Source organism: Streptosporangium oxazolinicum (genome assembly GCF_039537505.1).
Taxonomy (GTDB): Bacteria; Actinomycetota; Actinomycetes; order Streptosporangiales; family Streptosporangiaceae; genus Streptosporangium; species Streptosporangium oxazolinicum.
Map to the genome: position 1 here is coordinate 210,690 of NZ_BAABAQ010000005.1, position 21,870 is coordinate 232,559.

Consider the following 21,870-nt stretch of genomic DNA (forward strand, 5'->3'; position numbering starts at 1 on the left):
GGTTTCGACATCGCGGCCTGGGCGACGCTATCGGCGAGACATTCGTCCACCTGCCCCCCAGCGAAAGAGCATTGGTGCGATTATCCGGACATGTCATCTGAATTCTATTGTCGACAATATCCGACGAATCGTGATCAAGGGCCTTTTATGGAAAAACCGGAGTACGTAAACAGATCCACCTGCCGATAGCGACATGGCCCGGAGGATCGCCATTGCCATGTTCGGCTGAGGTTTCAGTGGCTGACGAGCCGGTTATCCTCTTAGGGCCGTGCCTGGAAGAATGTCGCGGTTAAAGCTCGACCCCCCGTTCATTGATTCGGCGTTGTTCGCCGTAACTCCGGCGGGAGGTCGGCCTTGCTGTTCTGGGCTCGTATGGGCAGAGGCTTGTTTGGGACCGCCCTGTCAGGACTGCTGGCGTGCGCGGTCGGTCTGGCACCGATGATGTACACCTCCTCTGCCACGGCCCTCGGTGAAGGCGACCGTCCATCGTTCGTGATCAGCTGCGGCCCGAGCGGGACCGGCCCGACACTGCGCCTGACGCGGGAGACGCGCTTCGAGGGCGACCGTGCGATCGTCACGGTGCACGTCGCCAACACCGGTGACACCGACGCGGAGGGCGCGAGTTTCGCCGAGGACCTCTCCGCCGCCCCCGACAGCGAGACCGTGAGCGACACGCGGGCGACCACGGGTACGTTGACCTATGACGAGCCCCTGCTCAGATGGACGGGCGACCTGGCCGCCGGTGACAGCGCCGAGGTCCGGTACGCCGTCCGGATGGCCGGCGAGCGGATGTTCATCCCGACGGTGAACGCGCGCGCGGGGCGCACCTGCCAGGAGACGGCCGCTCACCCCGAGCTCGCCGAGGCGCCGGGCGGTGAGGCCGACACCCCGCCGGGCGCACCGGACGACGAAGGGGACATGTCGGCCGACACCCCGAAGGGCACACCGGCCTTCGAGACCGACACCCCGGCGGACGCCCCGGCCGGCACCACGGCCGACGAGCCGGCCGGCGACCAGCACGGGCCGTCCGGCACCCCGGCCGATCCGACGTCGAAGACCGCGAGGAGCGCGACCTCCCAGCGCGGGTCACCGACGGACGCCATGACCGAGACCAGACCGGCCCGATCGGGTGCGAGAAGCGGTGCGCGCCGGGCACCGATCGCCTTCTCCAATCGGTACACGAACAACTACCGGGGATCGGTGACCCGGGCGGCCAACGCGGTGGTGACCTGCTACCCACCGGCGGTGACGGACTGCGCCACCCGTCAGAACGGCTCGGGCAACAACAACGTCGCCGCCACCTTCATCGACGTGGACAGCGACGCGACGACGTTCAACTCCAGCACCGCCGACCTCACGCTGTCGGCCGGTGCGCAGGTGGCGTACGCGCGGCTGTACTGGGGTGGGCGCGGCCAGACCACGACCGACACGCCGGGCCTGCCGGCCGGTAACCGCCTCGCCCCCAGCATCGACCTGCGCGGCCGAGTACTGATCAAGGCTCCCGGTGACAGCGCCTACCGGACGATCACCGCCACGGCCGCCGACATCGGTGACACCCCCGACAACGTCACCGCGACCGGAATCGTCTACGGGGCCTCCGCGGACGTCACCTCCTTGGTCGCGTCGGCGGGTGCCGGAACCTACGCGGTGGGAAATGTGCAGGCCGCCCGGGGATTCGACAGCCTCGGCGCGTTCGGAGGCTGGTCGCTGGTGGTGGCCTACCGCGACCCCGCCCTGCCGTTGCGGAACATCTCGGTGTTCGACGGCTTCCTGCAGCAGCAGAACGGCGCCGCGGACACCACGATCAACCTCTCCGGGTTCCGGACCCCGGCCGTGGGCTCCGTGAACGTCCAGCTGGGGGAGATCGCCTACGACGGCGACAACGCGATCGTCGGCGACTCCCTGAGCATCAAGACCACCAACGGGCCGCTGACCGTGCTCAGCGACGCCCTCCACCCGGCGAACAACTTCTTCAACTCCACCATCGCCAACCTCGGCACCCAGGTGACCAACCGGAATCCCACCTACACCAACCTGCTCGGGTACGACTCCAACATCATCGACGCGTCCTCGGCGTTCCGTAACAACGACACCTCGGCCCAGTTCACCTTCAGCACCGTGGGAGACGCCTACTGGCCGCAGGCGTTCTTCACGCAGATCGACCTCCACCAGGCGAACCTCCAGATGACGAAGACCGCCCAGGTGATCGGGGGTGGGGATCCCCAGCCGGGCTCCGTCGTCGAATACACCATCACCACCACCAACGTGGGAGACGACACCGCCATCGGGGTGCTGCTCTTCGACCCGCTGCCCCCCAACACCGTCTACGTGCCGGGAACCATCTCCGTGGCCTCGGGGCCCAACGCCGGGTCCAAGACAGATCCCCCGGGAGACGACCAGGGACAGTTCGTCGGCAACCAGGTCAGCGCGCAGCTGGGAACCGGGGCGAACGCCTCAAGCGGTGGCACACTCACACCCGGCCAGTCCACCTCCGTGCGGTTCCGGGTCACGCTCGGCCCCAACTCACCCGGCACGACGGTGACCGACACCGCGACCATCACCTACGCCAGCGCCGACACCCCCACCCAGCAGGGAACGGCCACCGCGAGCGCCTCGACGGCGGTCCCCGTGCTCGTCCCGTCGGTGGCGTTGCTGAAGACGGCGTCGCCGACCACGATCACGGCGGCCGGACGTACGATCACGTACTCGTATCTGATCACCAACACCGGCAGGACCGCGCTCACCGGGGTGAACGCGGTGGACACCGCGTTCTCCGGTTCGGGGACCCGCCCGGTGATCACGTGTCCGGTGACGACGTTGGCTCCGCAGGCGTCGACGACGTGTACGAGCACGTATGTGACGACGCAGGCGGACGTTGACGCGGGGTCGATTGTGAATACGGCGGTGGCTTCGGGGACTCCGCCGACGGGTGCGGCGGTGAGTTCGGCTCCGTCGACGGCGACGGTGACGGCTACCCGGACGTCGAGTCTGGCGTTGCTGAAGACGGCGTCGCCGACCACGGTCACGGCGGCCGGGCGGACGGTGACGTACTCGTACGCGATCGTGAACACCGGTAACACGACGCTCACCGGCGTTGGTGTGGTGGACACGGTGTTCTCGGGGTCGGGGACTCGTCCGGTGATCACGTGTCCGGTGACGACGTTGGCTCCGCAGGCGTCGACGACGTGTACGAGCACGTATGTGACGACGCAGGCGGATGTCGACGCGGGGTCGATTGTGAATACGGCGGTGGCTTCGGGGACTCCGCCGACGGGTGCGGCGGTGAGTTCGGCTCCGTCGACGGCGACGGTGACGGCTACCCGGACGTCGAGTCTGGCGTTGCTGAAGACGGCGTCACCGACCACCGTCACGGCCGCCGGGCGGACGATCACGTACTCGTACGTGGTGACCAACACCGGCAACGCGACGTTGACCGGGGTGGGTGTGGTGGACACGGCATTCTCGGGGTCGGGGACTCGTCCGGTGATCACGTGTCCGGTGACGACGTTGGCCCCGCAGGCGTCGACGACGTGTACGAGCACGTATGTGACCACGCAGGCGGATGTCAATGCGGGGTCGATTGTGAATACGGCGGTGGCTTCGGGGACTCCGCCGACGGGTGCGGCGGTGAGTTCGGCTCCGTCGACGGCGACGGTGACGGCCACCCGGACGCCGAGCCTGGCGTTGCTGAAGACGGCGTCACCGACCACCGTCACGGCCGCCGGACAGACGGTCACGTACTCGTACGCGATCACCAACACCGGTAACACGACGCTCACCGGGGTGGGTGTGGTGGATACGGCGTTCTCCGGTTCGGGAACCCGAGCGGTGATCACCTGTCCGGTGACCACGTTGGCGCCGCAGCAGTCGACCACCTGCACGGGCACCTACGTGGTCACCCAGGCGGACGTCGACGCCGGGTCGATCGTGAACACCGCGACCGCCTCCGGCACTCCGCCGACGGGTCCGGCGGTGAGTTCGGCTCCGTCCACGGCGACGGTGACGGCCACCCGGACGCCGAGTCTGGCGTTGCTTAAGACGGCGTCGCCGAGCACGGTGGCGGCGGCCGGGCTCACGGTCACGTACTCCTTCCTGGTCACCAACACCGGTAACGCGACGTTGACCGGCATCGGCGTGGCGGACACGGCGTTCTCCGGCTCGGGGACTCCTCCGGTGATCACCTGTCCGGTGACGACACTGGCCCCGAGGGCGTCCACGACCTGTACGGGCACGTATGTGACCACGCAGGCCGATGTCGACGCCGGTTCGGTGGTGAACACCGCGGTCGCCTCGGGCACCCCGCCGACGGGTCCGGCGATCACCTCCGCCCCGTCGACGGCGACGCTGACCGCTGTGGAGGCACCCGGCCTGGCGCTGCTGAAGACCGCGGTTCCGAGCACGGTGACGGCCGCCGGACAGACGGTGACGTACTCCTTCCTGGTCACCAACACCGGTAACACGACGCTCACCGGGGTGAGTGCGACCGATACGGCGTTCTCCGGCTCGGGGACTCCTCCGGTAATCACCTGTCCGGTGACGACACTGGCCCCGAGGGCGTCGACGACCTGTACGGGCACGTATGTGATTACCCAAGCGGACATCGACGCGGGTTCGGTGGTGAACACGGCGACGGCCTCCGGCACCCCACCGACGGGTCCGGCGGTCACCTCCGCCCCGTCCACGGCGACGGTGACGGCCACTCCGGCGCCGGGCCTGGCGTTGTTGAAGACGGCGTCGCCGAGCACGGTGGCGGCGGCCGGGCGTACGGTGACGTACTCCTTCCTGGTGACCAACACCGGTAACACGACGCTCACCGGCGTCGGTGCGACGGACACGGTGTTCTCGGGTTCGGGTGCGCCCCCGGTGATCACGTGCCCGGTGACGACATTGGCCCCGCAGGGGTCGACGACCTGTACGGGCACGTACGTGACCACGCAGGCGGACATCGACGCCGGTTCGATCGTGAACACCGCGACCGCCTCCGGCACCCCACCGACGGGTCCCGCCATCACCTCCGCTCCGTCCACGGTGACGATCGCGGTTGTGTCGGCGCCAAGCCTGGCGTTGTTGAAGACGGCGTCGCCGAGCACGGTGGCGGCGGCCGGGCGTACGGTGACGTACTCCTTCCTGGTGACCAACACCGGTAACGCGACGTTGACCGGCGTTGGTGCGGTGGACACGGCGTTCTCGGGTTCGGGTGCGCCTCCGGTGATCACGTGTCCGGTGACGACATTGGCCCCACAGGGGTCGACGACCTGCACGGGCACGTACGTGACCACCCAGGCGGACATCGACGCGGGTTCGGTGGTGAATACGGCGGTGGCTTCGGGGACTCCGCCGACGGGTGCGGCGGTGAGTTCGGCTCCGTCGACGGCGACGGTGACGGCCACTCCGGCGCCGAGTCTGGCGTTGTTGAAGACGGCGTCACCGAGCACGGTGGCGGCGGCCGGTCAGACGGTGACGTACTCCTATCTGGTGACCAACACGGGTAACACGACGCTCACCGGTGTGAGTGCGGTGGATACGGCGTTCTCCGGCTCGGGGACTCCGGCGGTGGTCACCTGTCCGGTGACGACGTTGGAGCCGCAGCAGTCGACCACCTGCACGGGTGCGTATGTGGTAACGCAGGCGGACATCGACGCCGGTTCGATCGTGAACACCGCGATCGCCTCCGGCACCCCGCCGACGGGTCCGGCGGTGAGCTCCGCTCCGTCGACGGTGACGATCGCGGTCGTGTCGGCGCCGAGCCTGGCGTTGCTGAAGATCGCGGTTCCGGCGACGGTCACGACGGCGGGCCAGACGGTGACGTACTCCTATCTGGTGACCAACACCGGTAACACGACGCTCACCGGTGTGAGTGCGGTGGATACGGCGTTCTCCGGCTCGGGGACTCCGGCGGTGGTCACCTGTCCGGTGACGACGTTGGAGCCGCAGCAGTCGACCACCTGTACGGGCACGTATGTGACCACCCAGGCGGACATCGACGCCGGTTCGATCGTGAACACGGCGGTGGCCTCGGGTACCCCGCCGACGGGTCCGGCGGTCACGTCCGCTCCGTCCACGGCGACGGTGACGGCCGCGTCGGCGCCGAGCCTGGCGTTGTTGAAGACGGCGTCGCCAAGTGTGGTGACGGCGGCCGGGCGCACGGTGACGTACTCGTACGTGGTGACCAACACCGGCAATGCGACGCTCACCGGTGTTGGTGTGGTGGATACGGCGTTCTCCGGTTCGGGTGCGCCTCCGGTGGTCACGTGTCCGGTGACGACATTGGCCCCGCAGGGGTCGACGACCTGCACGGGCACGTACGTGACCACCCAGGCGGACATCGACGCGGGTTCGGTGGTGAATACGGCGGTGGCCTCGGGGACTCCGCCGACGGGTCCGGCGGTGAGTTCGGCTCCGTCAACGGCGACGGTGACGGTTGCGTCGGCGCCGAGCCTGGCGTTGCTGAAGACCGCGGTTCCGGCGACGGTGACGGCGGCGGAGCAGGAAGTGACGTACTCCTTCCTGGTGACCAATACCGGTAACACGACGCTCACCGGGGTGAGCGTGATCGACACCACGTTCTCGGGGTCGGGGACTCCTCCGGTGATCACGTGTCCGGTGACCACGCTGGAGCCGCAGGATTCGACGACCTGCACGGGCACCTACGTGGTCACCCAGGCGGACATCGACACCGGGTCGATCGTGAACACCGCGGTGGCCTCGGGATCTCCGCCGACGGGTCCGGCGGTGAGTTCGGCTCCGTCGACGGCGACGGTGGCCACGACTCCGGCGCCGAGTGTGGCACTGTTGAAGACCGCGGTTCCGGCGACGGTCACGACGGCGGGCCAGACGGTGACGTACTCCTACCTGGTGACCAACACCGGTAACACGACGCTCACCGGTATCAGTGCGGCGGACACGGCGTTCTCCGGTTCCGGGACTCCGGCGGTGATCACGTGTCCGGTGACGACGCTGGCCCCGCAGGATTCGACGACCTGTACGGGCACCTACGTGACCACGCAGGCGGACGTTGACGCGGGGTCGATTGTGAATACGGCGGTGGCCTCGGGGACTCCGCCGACGGGTCCGGCGGTGAGTTCGGCTCCGTCGACGGCGACGGTGGCGGCCGCGTCGGCACCGGGCCTGGCGTTGCTGAAGACCGTGGTTCCGGCAACGGTGACGGCCGCGGGCCAGACGGTGACGTACTCCTACCTGGTGACGAACACCGGTAACACGACGCTCACCGGTGTTGGCGTAGTGGATACCGCGTTCTCGGGTTCGGGTGCGCCTCCGGTGATCACCTGTCCGGTGACCACGCTGGCTCCGCAGGCGTCGACGACCTGTACGGGGACGTACGTGGTGACGCAGGCGGATATCGACGCGGGGTCGATTGTGGATACGGCGGTGGCTTCGGGGACTCCGCCGACGGGTCCGGCGGTGAGTTCGGCTCCGTCGACGGCGACGGTGACGGCCGTGTCGGCGCCGAGTCTGGCGTTGTTGAAGACGGCGTCGCCGAATGTGGTGACGGCGGCCGGGCGTACGGTGATCTACTCCTACTTGGTGACGAACACCGGTAACACGACGCTGACCGGGGTGAGTGCAGCGGACACGGCGTTCTCCGGCTCCGGGACTCCAGCGGTGGTCACCTGTCCGGTGACGACGTTGGAGCCGCAGGATTCGACCACCTGTACGGGCACGTATGTGTCCACGCAGGCGGACATCGACGCGGGTTCGGTGGTGAACACGGCGGTGGCCTCGGGGACTCCGCCGACGGGTCCGGCGGTGAGCTCCGCTCCGTCCACGGTGACGATCACGGCTGTGTCGGCGCCGAGTCTGGCGCTGTTGAAGACGGCGTCGCCGAGCACGGTGACAGCTGCGGGCCAGACGGTCACGTATTCGTATGTGATCACCAACACCGGTAACGCGACGTTGACCGGTATCAGCGCGACGGATACGGCGTTCTCCGGTTCGGGGACTCCGCCGGTGGTCACCTGCCCGGTGACCACCCTGGAACCGCAGGAGTCGACCACCTGCACGGGCACGTACGTGGTGACGCAGGCGGATATCGATGCCGATGCGCTTGTGAACACGGCGGTTGCTTCGGGGACCCCGCCGACGGGTCCGGCGGTCACCTCCGCTCCGTCCACGGCGACGGTGGCCACGACTTTGGCGCCGAGTGTGGCGTTGTTGAAGACGGCGTCGCCGAATGTGGTGACGGCGGCCGGGCGTACGGTGATCTACTCCTATCTGGTGACCAACACCGGTAACACGACGCTGACCGGGGTGAGTGCGGCCGATACGGCGTTCTCCGGCTCCGGGACGCCAGCGGTGATCACCTGCCCGGTGACCACGCTGGTTCCGCAGGCGTCGACCACTTGCACGGGCACGTATGTGTCCACGCAGGCCGATGTCGACGCGGGATCGATCGTGAACACGGCGGTGGCTTCCGGCACTCCGCCCACAGGTCCGGCGGTCACCTCCGCTCCGTCCACGGTGACGATCACGGCCGTGTCGGCGCCGAGTCTGGCGTTGTTGAAGACGGCGTCGCCGAACACGGTGACGGCCGCCGGTCAGACGGTGACGTACTCCTATCTGGTGACGAACACCGGTAACACGACGCTGACCGGGGTGAGTGCGGCCGATACGGCGTTCTCTGGTTCCGGGACTCCGGCGGTGGTCACCTGTCCGGTGACGACGTTGGAGCCGCAGGATTCGACGACCTGTACGGGCACGTATGTGGTGACGCAGGCGGATATCGACGCGGGTTCGGTGGTGAATACGGCGACGGCGTCGGGGACTCCGCCGACGGGTGCGGCGGTGAGTTCGGCTCCGTCGACGGCGACGGTGACGGCCGTGTCGGCGCCGAGCGTGGCGTTGTTGAAGACGGCGTCGCCGAATGTGGTGACGGCGGCCGGGCGTACGGTGATCTACTCCTATTTGGTGACGAACACCGGTAACACGACGCTGACCGGGGTGAGTGCGGCCGATACGGCGTTCTCGGGTTCGGGGACTCCGGCGGTGATCACCTGTCCGGTGACGACGTTGGAGCCGCAGGAGTCGACCACCTGCACGGGCACGTATGTGTCCACGCAGGCCGACGTCGACGCGGGGTCGATTGTGAACACCGCGGTTGCTTCGGGCACCCCGCCGACGGGTCCGGCGGTGAGTTCGGCTCCGTCCACGGTGACGGTGACGGCCGTGTCGGCGCCGAGTCTGGCGCTGTTGAAGACCGCGGTTCCTGCGGCGGTGACGGCGGCCGGTCAGACGGTGACGTACTCCTATTTGGTGACGAACACCGGTAACACGACGCTGACCGGGGTGAGTGCGGCCGATACGGCGTTCTCGGGTTCGGGGACTCCGGCGGTGGTGACCTGTCCGGTGACGACGTTGGAGCCGCAGGAGTCGACCACCTGTACGGGCACGTATGTGGTGACGCAGGCGGACATCGACGCGGGTTCGGTGGTGAACACCGCGGTTGCTTCGGGGACCCCACCGACGGGTCCGGCGGTCACCTCCGCTCCGTCCACGGCGACGGTGACGGCCGCGTCGGCGCCGAGCCTGGCGTTGCTGAAGACGGCGTCGCCGAGCACGGTGACGGCGGCCGGGCATACGGTCACCTACTCCTATCTGGTGACGAACACCGGTAACACGACGCTCACCGGGGTGAGTGCGGCCGATACGGCGTTCTCCGGTTCCGGGACTCCGGCGGTGGTTACCTGTCCGGTGACGACGTTGGAGCCGCAGGATTCGACCACCTGTACAGGCACGTACGTGGTGACGCAGGCGGACATCGACGCGGGTTCGGTGGTGAACACGGCGGTGGCCTCGGGTACTCCGCCGACGGGTCCGGTGGTGACGTCCGCTCCGTCGACGGCGACGGTGACGGCCGTGCCGGTGCCGAGTTTGGCGTTGTTGAAAACGGCATCGCCGAGCACGGTGACGGCCGAGGGTCAGACGGTGACGTACTCCTATCTGGTGACGAACACCGGTAACACAACGCTCACCGGCGTCGATGCGGCCGATACGGCGTTCTCCGGTTCCGGGACTCCGGCGGTGGTCACCTGCCCGGTGACCACATTGGAGCCGCAGGATTCGACGACCTGTACGGGCACGTATGTGGTGACGCAGGCGGACATCGACGCGGGATCGATCGTGAACACCGCGACGGCCTCGGGCACCCCGCCGACGGGTCCGGCGGTGACGTCCGCTCCATCCACAGCGACGGTGACGGCTGTGTCGACGCCGAGTCTGGCATTGCTGAAGACTGCTGTTCCGGTGACGGTGACGGCTGCGGGCCAGGAGGTGACGTACTCCTACCTGGTGACGAACACCGGTAACACGACGCTCACCGGTATCAGTGCGGCGGATACGGCGTTCTCCGGCTCTGGAACTCCGGCTGTGATCACCTGCCCGGTGACGACGTTGGAGCCGCAGGATTCGACCACCTGTACGGGTACGTATGTGGTAACGCAGGACGACGTCGACGCGGGGTCGATCGTGAACACGGCGGTCGCCTCGGGCACTCCGCCGACGGGTCCGGCGGTCACCTCCGCTCCGTCCACGGCGACGATCACGGCAACACCGGCGCCGAGTCTGGCACTGTTGAAGACGGCGTCGCCGAGCACGGTGGCGGCGGCCGGTCGGACGATCACGTACTCGTACGCGATCGTCAATACCGGCAACACGACGTTGACCGGCATCGATACCACGGATACGGCGTTCTCCGGTTCGGGGACTCCTCCGGTGGTCACCTGCCCGGTGACCACCCTGGAGCCGCAGGAGTCGACCACTTGCACGGGCACGTACGTGTCCACGCAGGCGGACATCGACGCCGGGTCGATCGTGAACACGGCGGTCGCCTCGGGCACCCCGCCGACGGGTCCGGCGGTCACCTCCGCTCCGTCCACGGCGACGATCACGGCAACACCGGCGCCGAGTCTGGCACTGTTGAAGACCGCTTTCCCGTCGGCCATGACGACGGCCGGCCAGACGATCACGTACTCGTACGCGATCGTCAACACCGGTAACACAACGTTGACCGGTATCAGTGCGACGGACACGGCGTTCTCGGGTTCGGGGACTCCTCCGGTGATCACCTGCCCGGTGACCACCTTGGAGCCGCAGGAGTCGACGACCTGTACGGGCACGTACGTGGTCACCCAGGCGGACATCGACGCCGACACGATCGTGAACACCGCGACGGCCTCGGGCACCCCGCCGACAGGTCCGGCGGTCACCTCCGCCCCGTCCACGGTGACGATCACCGGAGACCCGGCTCCCGGCCTGACGCTGTTGAAAACCGCGGCGCCGAGCACGGTGGAGGCAGCCGGGCGGACAGTGACGTACTCCTACCTGGTCGTCAACACCGGTAACGCGACACTGACCGGCGTTGGTGTGGTGGATACGGCGTTCTCGGGGTCGGGGACTCCTCCGGTGGTGACGTGTCCGGTGACGACGCTGGCTCCGCAGGGGTCGACGACCTGTACGGGGACGTACGTGACCACGCAGGCGGACATTGACGCGGGGTCGATTGTGAACACGGCGGTGGCGTCGGGCACCCCGCCGGTCGGCCCGGCGGTGAGTTCGGCTCCGTCGACGGCGACGATCGTGGTGACCTCGGCGCCGAGTGTGGCGTTGTTGAAGACGGCGTCGCCGAGCACGGTGGCGGCGGCTGGGCGGACGGTGACGTATTCCTTCCTGGTGACCAACACGGGTAACGCGACATTGACCGGGGTGGGTGCGGTGGATACGGCGTTCTCGGGTTCGGGGACTCCTCCGGTGATCACCTGTCCGGTGACGACGCTGGCTCCGCAGGCATCGACCACCTGCACCGGCACGTATGTGACCACGCAGGCGGACATCGACGCGGGGTCGATCGTGAACACGGCGACGGCCTCGGGCACCCCGCCGACGGGTCCGGCGGTCACCTCCGCTCCGTCCACGGTGACGATCACGGTCGTACCGGCTCCGAGTGTGGCGTTGTTGAAGACGGCGTCACTGAGCACGGTGACGGCTGCGGGTCAGACGGTGACGTACTCCTTCCTGGTGACCAACACCGGTAACGCGACGCTCACTGGGGTGAGTGCGATCGATACGGCGTTCTCGGGTTCGGGGACTCCTCCGGTGATCACCTGTCCGGTGACGACGCTGGCTCCGCAGGCGTCGACCACCTGCACGGGCACGTACGTGGTGACGCAGGCCGATATCGACGCGGGTTCGGTGGTGAACACGGCGGTGGCTTCGGGGACTCCGCCGACGGGTCCGGCGGTGAGTTCGGCTCCGTCGACGGCGACGGTGACGGCCGTGTCGGCTCCGAGCCTGGCGTTGTTGAAGACCGCGGTTCCGGCGACGGTGACGGCCGCGGGTCAGACGGTGACGTATTCCTACCTGGTGACCAACACCGGTAACGCGACGCTCACCGGGGTGAGTGCGACCGATACGGCGTTCTCCGGCTCCGGGGCACCTCCGGTGGTCACCTGCCCGGTGACCACGTTGGCCCCGCAGGCATCGACCACCTGCACGGGCACGTATGTGACCACGCAGGCCGATGTCGACGCCGGGTCGGTGGTGAACACCGCGACGGCTTCGGGGACTCCGCCGGCGGGTCCGGCGGTCACCTCCGCTCCGTCCACAGCGACGGTGACGGTCGTGTCGGCGCCGAGTGTGGCGCTGTTGAAGACGGCGTCTCCGAGCACGGTAACGGCCGCAGGGCAGACGGTGACGTACTCCTACCTGGTGACCAACACCGGCAACGCGACGTTGACCGGTATCAGCGCGACGGATACGGCGTTCTCCGGCTCCGGGACTCCGGCGGTGGTCACGTGTCCGGTGACGACGTTGGCTCCGCAGGCGTCGACGACCTGCACCGGTACGTATGTGGTGACCCAGGCGGACATCGACGCGGGTTCGGTGGTGAACACCGCGACGGCTTCAGGGACTCCGCCGACGGGTCCGGCGGTCACGTCCGCTCCGTCGACGGCGACGATCACGGCCACATCGACGCCGAGTCTGGCGTTGTTGAAGACCGCGTCGCCGAGTACGGTGGCAGCGGCCGGGCGGACGGTGACGTACTCCTATCTGGTGACCAATACGGGTAACGCGACGTTGACCGGGGTGGGCGTGGTGGATACGGCGTTCTCCGGTTCGGGCACTCCTCCGGTGGTCACGTGTCCGGTGACGACGTTGGCTCCGCAGGCATCGACGACCTGTACGGGCACGTATGTGACCACGCAGGCCGATATCGACGCGGGGTCGGTGGTGAACACGGCGGTGGCTTCGGGGACTCCGCCGACGGGTCCAGCGGTCACGTCCGCTCCGTCGACGGTGACGATCGCGGTCGTACCGGCGCCGGGTGTGGCGTTGTTGAAGACGGCGTCGCCGAGTACGGTCACGGCTGCGGGTCAGACGGTGACATATTCCTATCTGGTGACCAACACCGGCAATACAACGCTCACCGGGGTGAGCGCGACCGATACCGCCTTCTCGGGCTCGGGTGTGCCTCCGGTGATCACGTGTCCGGTGACGACGTTGGCTCCGCAGGCGTCGACGACCTGCACGGGCACGTATGTGACGACGCAGGCGGACATCGACGCCGGTTCGGTGGTGAACGCGGCGGCGGCTTCGGGGACCCCGCCGACGGGTCCGGCGGTCACCTCCGCTTCGTCCACGGCGACGATCACGGCCATACCGGCGCCGAGTCTGGCGTTGTTGAAGACGGCGTCGCCGAGCACGGTGGCGGCGGCCGGGCGTACGGTGACGTACTCCTTCCTGGTGACCAATACCGGTAACGCGACGTTGACCGGGGTGAGTGCGGTGGATACGGCGTTCTCCGGTTCGGGCACTCCGCCGGTGGTGACGTGTCCGGTGACGACGCTGGCCCCGCAGGCGTCGACCACCTGCACGGGCACGTATGTGACCACCCAGGCCGACGTCGACGCGGGTTCGGTGGTGAATACGGCGGTGGCTTCGGGGACCCCGCCGACGGGTCCGGCGGTCACGTCCGCTCCGTCCACGGTGACGATCGCGGCCGTACCGGCGCCGAGCCTGGCGCTGTTGAAGACCGCGGTTCCGGTGGCGGTGACGGCGGCGGGGCAGACGGTGACGTACTCCTTCCTGGTGACCAACACCGGTAACACGACACTTACCGGGGTGAGCGCGACGGATACGGCGTTCTCCGGTTCCGGGGCTCCGCCGGTGGTTACCTGTCCGGTGACGACGTTGGAGCCGCAGGAGTCGACCACCTGCACGGGTACATATGTGGTGACGCAGGTCGACATCGACGCGGGTTCGGTGGTGAACACCGCGACGGCTTCGGGGACTCCGCCGACGGGTCCGGCGGTCACCTCCGCTTCGTCCACGTCGACGATCACGGCCATACCGGCGCCGAGTCTGGCGTTGTTGAAGACGGCGTCGCCGAGTACGGTGGCGGCGGCCGGGCGGACGGTGACGTATTCCTACTTGGTGACCAACACCGGTAATACAACGCTCACCGGGGTGAGTGCGGTGGACACGGCGTTCTCCGGCTCCGGGGCTCCGCCGGTGGTCACCTGTCCGGTGACGACGTTGGAGCCGCAGCAGTCGACGACCTGTACGGGGACGTATGTGACCACCCAGGCGGACATCGACGCTGACACGATTGTGAATACCGCGGTCGCTTCCGGTACTCCGCCGACGGGTCCGGCGGTGAGCTCCGCTTCGTCGACGTCGACGATCGCGGTGACCCTGGCGCCGAGTCTGGCACTGTTGAAGACGGCGTCGCCGAGTACGGTGACGGCCGCGGGTCAGACGGTGACGTACTCCTATCTGGTGACCAACACCGGTAACACGACGCTCACCGGTATCAGTGCGGCGGACACGGCGTTCTCCGGTTCCGGGACTCCGGCGGTGGTTACCTGTCCGGTGACGACGTTGGAGCCGCAGGATTCGACGACCTGCACGGGTACGTACGTGACGACGCAGGCGGACATCGACGCCGGGTCGGTGGTGAACACGGCGACGGCGTCGGGCACCCCGCCGGTCGGCCCGGCGGTGAGTTCGGCTCCGTCCACGGCGACGGTGACGGCCGCGTCGGCACCGAGTGTGGCGTTGCTGAAGACGGCAGCGCCGAGCACGGTGACGGCCGCGGGTCAGACGGTGACGTACTCCTTCCTGGTGACCAACACGGGTAACGCGACGTTGACCGGGGTGAGTGCGGTGGATACGGCATTCTCGGGTTCGGGTGCGCCTCCAGTGATTACCTGCCCGGTGACGACATTGGAGCCGCAGGAGTCGACCACCTGCACGGGCACGTACGTGGTCACCCAGGCGGACATCGACGCTGACACGATCGTGAATACCGCGGTCGCCTCCGGTACTCCGCCGACCGGTCCGGCGGTCACCTCCGCTCCGTCCACGTCGACGATCGCGGTGACCCTGGCACCGGGTGTGGCGTTGTTGAAGACGGCAGCGCCGAGTGTAGTGACGACCGCGGGTCAGACGGTGACGTATTCGTACCTGGTGACCAACACCGGTAATACGACGCTCACCGGGGTGAGCGCGACGGATACGGCGTTCTCCGGCTCCGGGACTCCGCCGGTGATCACGTGTCCGGTGACGACGCTGGCCCCGCAGCAGTCGACCACCTGCACCGGCACGTACGTGACGACGCAGGCGGACATCGACGCCGGGTCGGTGGCGAACACCGCGACGGCCTCGGGCACCCCGCCCACAGGTCCTGCGGTCACCTCCGCTCCGTCCACGTCGACGATCACGGCCACTCCGGCGCCGAGTCTGGCGTTGTTGAAGACGGCGTCGCCGAGCACGGTTGCGGCGGCCGGGCGGACGGTGACGTACTCCTTCCTGGTGACCAACACCGGTACCACGACGCTCACCGGGGTGAGTGCGACCGACACCGCGTTCTCCGGCTCCGGGACTCCGCCGGTGATCACCTGTCCGGTGACGACGTTGGAGCCGCAGCAGTCGACCACCTGCACCGGCACGTACGTGACGACGCAGGCGGACATCGACGCCGGGTCGGTGGCGAACACCGCGACGGCCTCGGGCACTCCGCCGACGGGTCCGGCGGTCACCTCCGCTTCGTCCACGTCGACGATCACGGTCGTGTCGGCGCCGAGTCTGGCGCTGTTGAAGACGGCGTCGCCGAGCACGGTGACGGCTGCGGGCCAGGCGGTGACGTACTCGTATGTGATCACCAACACCGGCAATGCGACGCTCACCGGGGTGAGTGCGACGGATACGGCGTTCTCCGGCTCGGGGACTCCTCCGGTGATCACGTGTCCGGTGACGACGTTGGAGCCGCAGCAGTCGACTACCTGCACCGGCACGTACGTGGTCACGCAGGCGGACATCGACGCTGACACGATCGTGAATACCGCGGTCGCCTCCGGTACTCCGCCGACGGGTCCGGCGGTCACCTCCGCTCCGTCCACGTCGACGATCGCGGTGACCCTGGCGCCGAGTCTGGCGTTGTTGAAGACGGCGTCGCCGAGCACGGTGGCGGCGGCCGGTCAGACAGTGACGTACTCCTACCTGGTGACCAACACTGGTAACGCGACGTTGACCGGAGTGAGCGCGGTGGACACGGCGTTCTCCGGTTCGGGTACGCCTCCGGTGATCACGTGTCCGGTGACGACGTTGACTCCGCAGGCGTCGACGACCTGCACCGGCACCTACGTGATCACCCAGGCGGACATCGACGCGGGTTCGGTGGTGAATACGGCGGTGGCTTCGGGGACCCCGCCGACGGGTCCGGCGGTCACGTCCGCTCCGTCCACGGCGACGATCGCGGTGACCCTGGCGCCGGGTGTGGCGTTGTTGAAGACCGCGCTTCCGGCGACGGTCACGACGGTGGGCCAGACGGTGACGTATTCCTATCTGGTGACCAACACCGGTAACACAACGCTCACCGGAGTGAATGCGACGGACACGGCGTTCTCCGGCTCGGGCACTCCGCCGGTGATCAGCTGTCCGGCCGCGACGTTGGCTCCGCAGGTGTCGACGACCTGTACGGGCACCTACGTGGTGACGCAGGCCGACATCGACGCCGACACGATCGTGAACACCGCGACGGCTTCAGGCACTCCTCCGACGGGTCCGGCGGTCACCTCCGCTCCGTCCACGGCGACGATCACGGTGACCCTGGCGCCGGGTCTGGCGTTGTTGAAGACGGCGTCGCCGAATGTGGTGACGGCGGCCGGGCGGACGGTGATCTACTCCTATCTGGTGACGAACACCGGTAACACGACGCTCACCGGAGTGAGTGCGGTGGACACGGCGTTCTCGGGTTCGGGCACTCCGCCGGTGGTCACGTGTCCGGTGACGACACTGGCCCCGCAGGTGTCGACGACCTGCACGGGCACGTACGTGTCCACGCAGGCTGATGTCGACGCGGGGTCGATTGTGAACACGGCGACGGCCTCGGGGACTCCTCCGACGGGTCCGGCGGTTACGTCCGCTCCGTCCACGGCGACGGTGACGGCCGCGTCGACGCCGAGTCTGGCGCTGTTGAAGACGGCGTCGCCGAGCACGGTGACGGCCGCGGGGCAGACGGTGACGTACTCGTACGTGATCACCAACACCGGCAACGCGACGCTCACCGGTGTCAACGCGACGGATACGGCGTTCTCCGGTTCCGGGACTCCTCCGGTGATCACCTGCCCGGTGACCATCTTGGAGCCGCAGGCGTCGACCACCTGTACGGGCACCTACGTGGTGACGCAGGCCGACATCGACGCCGACACGATCGTGAACACCGCGACGGCCTCGGGGACTCCGCCGACGGGTCCGGCGGTCACCTCCGCTCCGTCCACGGCGACCGTCGCGGTGACCCTGGCGCCGGGTCTGGCGTTGCTGAAGACGGCGTCGCCGAGCACGGTGGCGGCGGCCGGAGAGACGGTGACGTACTCCTATCTGGTGACCAACACCGGTAACGCGACGTTGACCGGTATCAGTGCGACGGATACGGCGTTCTCCGGTTCGGGGGTGCCTCCGGTAATTACCTGTCCGGTGACGACGCTGGCTCCGCAGGCATCGACCACCTGTACCGGCACGTATGTGGTGACGCAGGCGGACATCGACGCCGACACGATCGTGAACACCGCGACGGCCTCGGGCACCCCGCCGACGGGTCCGGCGGTCACCTCCGCTCCGTCCACGTCGACGATCGCGGTGACCCTGGCGCCGGGTCTGGCGGTGTTGAAGACAGCGCTTCCGGCGGCCGTCACGGAGGCGGGCCAGACGGTCACGTACTCGTACGTGGTCACCAACACCGGTAACACGACGCTCACCGGGGTGAGCGCGGTGGACACGGCGTTCTCCGGCTCGGGCACTCCTCCGGTGGTGACGTGTCCGGTGACGACGTTGGCTCCGCAGGCGTCGACGACCTGCACGGGCACGTACGTGGTCACCCAAGCCGACATCGACGCCGACACGATCGTGAACACAGCGACGGCCTCGGGCACCCCGCCGACGGGTCCGGCGGTCACGTCCGCTCCGTCCACGGCGACGGTGACGGCCGCGTCGGCGCCGGGCCTGGCGGTGTTGAAGACGGCGTCGCCGAGTACGGTTGCGGCGGCCGGGCGGACGGTGACGTACTCCTACCTGGTGGTCAACACCGGAAACGTCACGTTGACCGGGGTGAGCGCGGTGGACACCGCGTTCTCGGGGTCCGGGACACCTCCGGTGATCACCTGCCCGGTGACGACGTTGGAGCCGCAGGCGTCGACGACCTGTACGGGCACGTACGTGGTCACCCAAGCCGACATCGACGCGGGGCAGGTCGTGAACACCGCGACGGCTTCCGGCACCCCGCCCACCGGTCCCGCGATCACGTCCGCTCCGTCCACGGCGACCGTCGCGGTGACCCTGGCGCCGGGTCTGGCGTTGCTGAAGACGGCGTCGCCGAGTACGGTTGCGGCGGCCGGGCGGACGGTGACGTACTCCTACCTGGTCGTCAACACGGGTAACGCGTCGCTCACCACCGTGAGCGTGACCGATACCGCGTTCTCGGGGTCGGGCACTCCTCCGGTGATCACCTGTCCGGTGACGACGTTGGAGCCGCAGGCATCGACGACCTGTACGAGTACCTACGTGGTGACGCAGGCCGACATCGACGCGGGGTCGATCGTGAACACCGCGGTCGCCTCCGGTGCTCCGCCGACGGGTCCGGTGGTCACCTCCGCTCCGTCCACGGCGACGGTGACGGCTGTTCCGGCGCTGGGCCTGACGGTGCTGAAGACGGCGTCGCCGAGTACGGTTGCGGCGGCCGGGCGGACGGTGACGTACTCCTATCTGGTGGTCAACACCGCAAACGTCACGTTGACCGGGGTGAGCGCGGTGGACACCGCGTTCTCGGGTTCGGGTGCGCCTCCGGTGGTGACGTGCCCGGTGACGACGTTGGAGCCGCAGGATTCGACGACCTGCACGGGCACGTACGTGACGACGCAGGCCGACATCGACGCGGGGTCGATCGTGAACACCGCGGTCGCCTCGGGCACCCCGCCGGCGGGTCCGGCGGTCACCTCCGCCCCGTCCACGTCGACGATCGCGGTCGTGTCGGCGCCGAGCCTGGCACTGCTGAAGACCGCGTCGCCGAGCACGGTGGCGGCCTCGGGGCGGACGGTCACCTACTCGTACGCGCTCGTCAACACGGGTAACGCGACGCTCACCGGTATCAGCGCGACGGATACGGCGTTCTCCGGCTCCGGGACTCCTCCGGTGGTCACCTGCCCGGTGACGACGTTGGAGCCGCAGGCGTCGACGACCTGTACGGGCACGTACGTGGTCACCCAGGCCGACATCGACGCGGGGCAGGTCGTGAACACCGCGACGGCCTCCGGTACCCCGCCGACGGGTCCGGCGGTCACCTCCGCTCCGTCCACGGCGACGGTGACCGCTGTGCTGGATCCCGGCGTGGTCCTGCTGAAGACGGCGGCTCCGTCGAGCGTGACGGACGCGGGCCAGACGGTCACGTACTCGTACACGATCACCAACACCGGAAACGTGCGGTTGACCGGGGTGAGCGCGGTGGACACGGCGTTCTCGGGGTCGGGAACTCCTCCGGTGGTGACGTGTCCGGTGACGACGTTGGAGCCGCAGGAGTTGACCACCTGCACGGGCGCGTACGTGGTGACGCAGGCGGACATCGACGCCGGTTCGATTGTGAACACGGCGACGGCCTCGGGCACCCCGCCGACGGGTCCGGTGGTCACGTCCGCCGCGTCGACGGCGACGGTGACCGCCGGGGTGATACCGACTCTGGTGTTGCTGAAGACGGCCGACCCGTCAGCCGTGACGGCGGTGGGTCAGACGGTCACGTACTCCCAGCTGGTGACGAACAGCGGCAACGTCACAATGACCGGTATCAGCGTGGTGGACACCGCGTTCTCGGGGGCGGGGACGCCTCCGGTGATCACGTGTCCGGTGACGGCGCTGGCTCCGCAGGATTCGACGACCTGCACGGGCACCTACGTAACCACGCAGGCGGACATCGACGCGGGACAGATCGTGAACACGGCAGTGGCTTCGGGCACCCCGCCGACGGGTCCGGTGGTCATGTCCGCCGCGTCGACGGCGACGGTGACCGCGGCGCTGGATCCCGGCCTGACCCTGGTGAAGTCGGCGGCGCCGTCCACGGTGTCGGCGGTGGGGCAGACCGTCACCTACTCCTATCTGGTGACCAACACCGGCATCGAGACGTTGACGGGGGTGAACGCGACCGACACGGTGTTCTCGGGGTCGGGGGCGCCTCCGGTGGTGACGTGTCCGGTGACGGCGCTGGCTCCGCAGGCGTCGACGACCTGCACGGGCGCGTACGTGGTCACGCAGGCCGACCTCGACGCGGGGTCGATCGTGAACACCGCGGTCGCCTCCGGTACGCCGCCGACGGGTCCGGTGATCACCTCCGCCGCGTCGACGGCGACGGTGACCGCGGCGCGGACTCCGCGCCTGACGCTCGTCAAGACGGCGACTCCCCGCAGGGTGACGGTGCCGGGCGAGCCGGTCACCTACTCCTACCTGATCACCAACATCGGCAACGTCACGGTGAGGGACATCAGCGTGCGGGACACCTCCCAGGGTTCGGGGACGCCCGAGGTGATCACGTGTCCGGTGACGACGCTGGTGCCGCAGGAGGCGACGACCTGTACGGGCAGGTACGTGGTGACGCGGGCGGACATCGACGCGGGGGCGATCGTGAACAGCGCGACGGCCTCGGGGAGCACGTTGGTGGGCGGGTCCACCACGTCCAACGTGTCGGTCGCGTCGGTCGTGACGGCCGATCCGGTCGGGCCGCGAGCCGGAAACGCCGGGAAGGGCGGCCGGGACAAGGCGGCCATCCACAACACGTCGTCGACACACAACAAGATTAAGATCACCAGTAAGCGGTGGCACCGAAGCCACGACCGGCATCGTGGCGGGCGCCTTCGCGCTCATTCGAAGTGGGTGGGCAGGGCCGGTGCGGAGACGCCGAGCCGACGGCGATCGGAATTCCGGGGGAGCGCCGGACAGGACGGCCGCTGGCGGTCCCGCCGCTGACCGGAGCTGATCCCCAGGGGGCGGCGGTATTCGCCGCCGCACCCCTGGGAGAGCGGGTACGCGCAGGTAGGCACGGTGACGGCTTTCGGTGAGGCGAGATTTTCCGGGCCGATCCCGATGGTGTGGATATTGCCGGAAAATGGGATTGTTGATGGACATCGAAAGGCGTCCGCCACCGGGGGCGGCTGTATCGTCGTGAGCGATATGGCATTCATCGCTCCGTCGAAATGGTGAAGGGGCGATTTCGGTGGCCATCCGGTGTTTCGAGGGCGCGTTCCGCGATGATCCGCGTATCCGGTGGAGTTTTTCGACCTGGCGCTGCGACACCCGTCGGCCACGAAATCAAATATCAAT

At 68.4% G+C, this 21,870-nt stretch carries 1 protein-coding gene; it reads left to right on the forward strand.

Going from position 1 to position 21,870, the window contains the following annotated elements; genetic code table 11:
- Nucleotides 1-372 precede the first annotated feature (372 nt).
- Nucleotides 373-21,516 (forward strand): beta strand repeat-containing protein, encoded by a 21,144-nt coding sequence (locus tag ABD817_RS16390; RefSeq protein ID WP_344918785.1) that lies wholly within the window; start codon nt 373-375, stop codon nt 21,514-21,516.
- The last annotated feature ends 354 nt before the right edge of the window (nt 21,517-21,870 follow it).